Source organism: Synechococcus sp. R55.2, assembly GCF_047462075.1.
Classification (GTDB): domain Bacteria; phylum Cyanobacteriota; class Cyanobacteriia; order Thermostichales; family Thermostichaceae; genus Thermostichus.
Genome location: NZ_JANSIH010000009.1, coordinates 1 through 2,777, shown reverse-complemented (window position 1 = coordinate 2,777; position 2,777 = coordinate 1). Strand labels below are relative to the sequence as shown.

The 2,777-nt window shown below is 58.1% G+C and carries 3 protein-coding genes; 2 read left to right on the top strand and 1 reads right to left on the bottom strand.

From position 1 onward, the window contains the following. Nucleotides 1–42 precede the first annotated feature (42 nt). Both gndA and NW838_RS00200 read left to right on the top strand, forming a co-directional pair. On the top strand, nucleotides 43–1,461 hold the full coding sequence (gene gndA / locus NW838_RS00205) for an NADP-dependent phosphogluconate dehydrogenase (RefSeq protein ID WP_414357559.1): 1,419 nt from the start codon (nucleotides 43–45) through the stop codon (nucleotides 1,459–1,461). 77 nt (nucleotides 1,462–1,538) lie between these two features. Next, nucleotides 1,539–1,928: a gamma-glutamylcyclotransferase gene (locus NW838_RS00200; protein WP_099812288.1), complete on the top strand. Its 390-nt coding sequence runs from the start codon at nucleotides 1,539–1,541 to the stop codon at nucleotides 1,926–1,928. A gap of 38 nt (nucleotides 1,929–1,966) precedes the next feature. On the opposite strand, the gene NW838_RS00195 is transcribed toward NW838_RS00200, so the two are convergent. Continuing rightward, a complete protein-coding gene (locus NW838_RS00195; RefSeq protein WP_414427261.1) occupies nucleotides 1,967–2,731 on the bottom strand; it encodes an amidohydrolase family protein in 765 nt (254 codons plus the stop codon). Nucleotides 2,732–2,777: the final 46 nt, after the last annotated feature.

Genomic DNA, 2,777 nt, shown 5'->3' with positions numbered 1-2,777 from the left:
GATTGGCCTCTAGATTGGGTGAGGTGTCGATAGTGCCCAACTATGAGCAAGCCCAGCTTTGCGGTGATCGGCCTGGCGGTGATGGGGGAAAACTTGGCCCTCAACATCGAGCGCAACGGCTTTCCGGTTGCCGTCTACAACCGCACCAGCTCCAAAACCGACCAATTCATGCGGGAGCGAGCCCAAGGCAAACAGATCACCCCCGCCTACAGCTTGCCGGAACTGGTGCAACTGATGGAGCGGCCCCGCAAATTCTTGATCATGGTCAAGGCGGGTGCGCCGGTAGACGCGGTGATTGACGAGCTTAAACCCCTGCTGGATCCGGGGGATATCATCATCGACGGCGGCAACTCCCTCTACACCGACACCGATCGCCGTGCCGAAGCCCTAGCTCCCACCGGGATCCACTTTGTCGGCATGGGGGTGAGCGGCGGGGAAGAGGGAGCCCTGAACGGCCCCAGCCTCATGCCCGGCTGCAGCCCAGAGGCCTACCAACAACTGGAGCCCATCTTGACCAAAATTGCTGCTCAAGTGGCGGATGGCCCTTGCGTCACCTACCTGGGGCCAAAAGGGGGCGGGCACTACGTGAAGATGGTGCACAACGGCATCGAATACGGCGATATGCAACTGATCGCCGAGGTCTATGACCTAATGCGCAGGGCCTTGAAGCTGTCGGCCTCGCAGATGCAGGAGATTTTTCAGGCTTGGAATGAAACGGAGCTGGAATCTTTCCTGATTGAAATTACCGCCAAGATTTTCCAAACCCTGGATCCGGAAACCGGCAAGCCTTTGGTGGATCTCATCCTGGATAAGGCCGGGCAGAAAGGCACCGGTTTGTGGACGGTCAAAGATGCTCTGGATCTGGGGGTAGCGGTGCCCACCATCGAGGCGGCAGTGCAAGCTCGTATCCTCTCGTCGATGAAAGAGGAGCGGGTGGCTGCCTCTGCCCAGTTGAAAGGGCCGGACGCCACTTTTGAAGGGGATCCCGATCGCTTTATCCAAGATCTGCGCGCCGCCCTCTACTGCTCCAAAATCTGCTCCTATGCGCAGGGGATGGCCCTGCTCAAAAGAGCCACTGTTGCCCACGGCTACGTCTACACCTTCAGTGAGATTCCGCGGATTTGGAAGGGGGGCTGTATCATCCGCGCCCGCTTCCTGGGCGAGATCCAGTCGGCCTACAAACGGGATCCAGAGCTGGTGAACCTGCTGTTGGATGAGGAATTCGAGCAGGCCATCCGGGAGCGGCAGGGATCCTGGCGGCGGGTGGTGTCCACGGCGGCTGCCCTGGGGATCCCGATCCCGGCCATCAGCGCTTCCTTGGCCTACTACGACAGCTACCGTACCGCCAACCTGCCCCAGAACCTCACCCAAGCCCAGCGGGACTTCTTCGGGGCCCACACCTTCGAGCGCATCGACAGGCCGGGCGTCTTTCACCATGAGTGGAGCACCTGTTCCCGTTAGCAACGGGTAGCATGAGGAGGTCTTGGGATCCCTCTCTGGCCGGGGATCCGGAGGCGGGAGAATCTGTTTGATTTGATATGGACATTAAATTGGCCGTGAATGGCACCCTGATGCGGGGGCTACCCCTCAATGAGAACCTACTGCAAATTGGGGGTCGCTTTGTGCGGGAAGCCCAAACAGCCGCTTGTTATCGGCTTTGGTCCATCGACGGTCTTTATCCAGGCATGGTACGGGTTTGCCAGGGCGGTTCTGCAATTGCTCTGGAGATTTGGGAAATCCCTGCCCATGGGTTGGGTCAACTCCTTTTGCAAGAGCCGCCAGGCTTGTCAGTGGGCCGCATTCTTTTGGCAGAAGGGGAGGAAGTGCTGGGGATCCTAGCCGAACCCTACCTGTGTGAGGGGCAATTGGACATCACCGCTTGGGGGGGGTGGCGAGCCTACATCGCTTCCAGAAATAGACAGGAATAATCGCATTTCACCAGCTTTTCCCAGTCGCAGCTTCGACATCAGTTGACCCGCTGGGGATCCCGCCACAGTACCTGGCCCTGCCGCATCGTCAGCACCACATCTGCCGGGGTAACCCGAGTGAGAATCGACGCAATTAGATGACGACTGGCCCGCAAATGAGGACGGGTGAAGTCCAGCACCACCAAATCGGCGGGCAGCCCCACATCCAAATAGCCGTACACATCGGATCCCAGTAGAGGCCGTAAATGTCGGATGTTGCTGGTCACCATCTTCAAAATCTCGACTGGATCAGGGCGCACCGCATCTCCAAACTGGCTTTTGGCCACTTTGTAGGTGAAATCCAGCTCTGCCAAAAGGTTCGGGCTATTCAAAAGTCCGTTGTCGGTGCCTAGCAAGAGATTGGCCTCACTCTCCAGCAGGCGGGCAATCGGCGGGAGAGGCAGTCCCAAGTTGGCATTGGCCCGTGGGTTCAAAACGACATTCACCCGATGCCGGGAGAGCAATTGAATTTCCGCTGCGTTGGCCACCGTTGCGTGAATCACCCAATGGGGACGGTAAAAATCAAGAGCACGCTCCAAATCTCCCCGTCCGGCGATGGCCAGACTGACCTCTCGATACCCCTCATTTTCCAGACAGTGGATGGCCCGCAGCTTGCCTATTTTCTCGGTCAGGTCGTGGATCTGCCGCCAGGCGGGTTCCGTCAAATCGTTCAGGGTGCTCTCGGAAAATCCATCTGCTACTGCCAGAATCTCTTGCAATTCTTGATAGGCTTGGGGGTTTAAGGGATCCCGATTTTGCCGCAATTGCTCCTCACTGAAAGGGAGGCTCTCAAACTGGCCCTAGATCACT

Excerpts from the sequence above, each read along its gene's own strand:
- gndA (WP_414357559.1), top strand. The coding sequence starts at position 43 with ATGAGCAAGCCCAGCTTTGCGGTGATCGGCCTGGCGGTGATGGGGGAA.
- NW838_RS00200 (WP_099812288.1), top strand. The coding sequence starts at position 1,539 with ATGGACATTAAATTGGCCGTGAATGGCACCCTGATGCGGGGGCTACCC.